This window comes from Nonomuraea sp. NPDC004186 (assembly GCF_053603495.1).
In genome coordinates this window covers 19,943-21,926 of record NZ_JBSGFQ010000165.1, presented here as the reverse complement: position 1 = coordinate 21,926, position 1,984 = coordinate 19,943, and the positions used below count along the sequence as shown (strand labels likewise).

The window sequence follows — 1,984 nt, the reverse complement described above, 5'->3', positions numbered from 1 at the left end:
CCACAGCTCATCCGAGACGATCCACGGTAGCTGCTCGCCCTTCCTCACCCCGATGATCAACCGAGAGCGATCACCAGTATTCCTAGATCATTTTGTTAGGACTTCTTAGGACTTACTCGTCTAGAGGGCCGGATCGGTCGATCCACCCGTCGTACCCGAAGGCGAAGGCGGACGGAGTCGGGGCGAGTCAGCGGCTGCTGGCTCCCCCGCTGACTACCTCCGACGAGGTTCGGCTCCTCGGCTTGCACCGAGAACACCACGAGACGAGGTCGCGTCGCCGACTGCCACCACCCTATTTTGAGGTGTAAGACTTCCCTGCTTCCCGGCTGTCCGTGCTAGGAAGAGCCACGGGAGGCGATGTGACAATGCTGGATCATCCGGGAGCAAGGGGCCGTACGGGAAGTTTGCGGCGACTGTCGCTGGTGGCTCGCCACCATCTCATGGGCTGGATCGTGGGCGCTACTGCGGTCAACGCGTCGTTGATCGCACTGGTGACGATGTTGATGCAGCTGCCTGGACAGCAAGACCAGGTAATCACGCTCGCGATTCTTGCGCTGGTCGTCTTGCTGGCGTTCTCCATTGTTCTTCCGCTTGTCGGACACCGAGCAGAGGAGAAGCGCCGCCGCAGAGAAGAGCAGGACGAGCATAGTCGACAGGTCAACGCGTTGCTCGCTGCGGGCACCCAAGGGAACCTGCCTCGACTGCAAGACGTGACGAACGAACAGCTGGGCGCTACCCCGACCCGATATACACGCCAAGGCAGCGCCCCCTACATCGTGCGTTCCACCGATGATGCGCAGCTTCGTAACCTCCTCGGACAGCCTGGACCCCCATATCCATTCGTACTGGTCTGGGGACCCACCAAGGCAGGTAAATCACGCATTCTGGCTGAGGCGGTCCGCGCAACCTTGCCTGCCCACACCCAAGTCCTGGTTCCCCTCGGGGGACAGCAGCTAGCGGAGTTGACCCAGCTAGGACTGCCGATAGCTGGAGACGAGCCCGGTCTTGTCGTTCTTGATGACCTCACCCCCGCAGATTTGGAGGCGTTGACCACAGTCGTGCTCGACACAGTGTTGGAACGCGCCTTGCTGGTCGCGACCATGACGGCCAAACGCCGGCGTGCGGTCCTGGCCTCCGGGAGTGAGGTCACCCGTGTCGCACGGGCCGCGCTGGAGCGAGCAGACAACTACGAGTTGGAGTTTCGCCCTCCTACCGCCGAAGAACTTTCGCAGGCCCGCGAGTTGTATCCCGCTGAACGCTTTCGCGGCAGTATCGCAGAAACGCTGGTCGGTGGAGTCGAACTGATCGCCAAGTACCGTGCCGGACAAGACGATAATCCTGCGGGCTGCGCCCTAGTCCGGGCCGCCGTAGATTGCCGTCGTGCCGGCTTAAATAGGCCCATATCCGACTCTGAGCTGCGTCGCCTGTTTCCTATATATCTGCCCATGATCCAGGTCGGAATGCCCGCCTCTACCGAGCAATACAACACCGGCTTGACTCAATGGGCTGCGGTACCTGTTGCTTCTCAAGTGGCTCTACTCACTCGAACCGTCATTGCCACGAGTGGGCAGGATGGATGGGACGTGCTGGACCATGTGGTCTCCGCCGATGAAGGCACCGACCACGCGCCTCGGCCCATTCCCGTCGAGCTTTGGCCAGAATTGCTGGACTTCATCACTCCACGAGATGCCCTAAACATCTCTTTCGCTGCCTACGATCGCCAGCACACCGACCACGCAATTACAGCATTTCGTAAGGCAAGCACTTCTACGCAACCTGATCAAGCATCCATGGCGGCATGCGCTCTAGGCATCCTGCTCCAAGAGCAGGGCGACACAGACGGCGCACGCGCCGCCTACCAACTCGCCATTGACTCCGGCCACCCCGACCACGGTCCCACGGCAGCGTATGCCCTGGGCGTCTTGCTCGAAGAGCAGGGCAACGCAGACGGCGCACGCACCGCCTACCAGCACGCCATCGACTC

1 protein-coding gene is annotated in these 1,984 nt (G+C 61.3%); it reads left to right on the top strand.

What is annotated here, in order from left to right:
- Positions 1-440: 440 nt before the first annotated feature.
- Positions 441-1,984 (top strand): tetratricopeptide repeat protein (locus tag ACWEPL_RS59505; protein ID WP_452441935.1); only part of this gene is annotated, 1,544 nt, incomplete at its 3' end.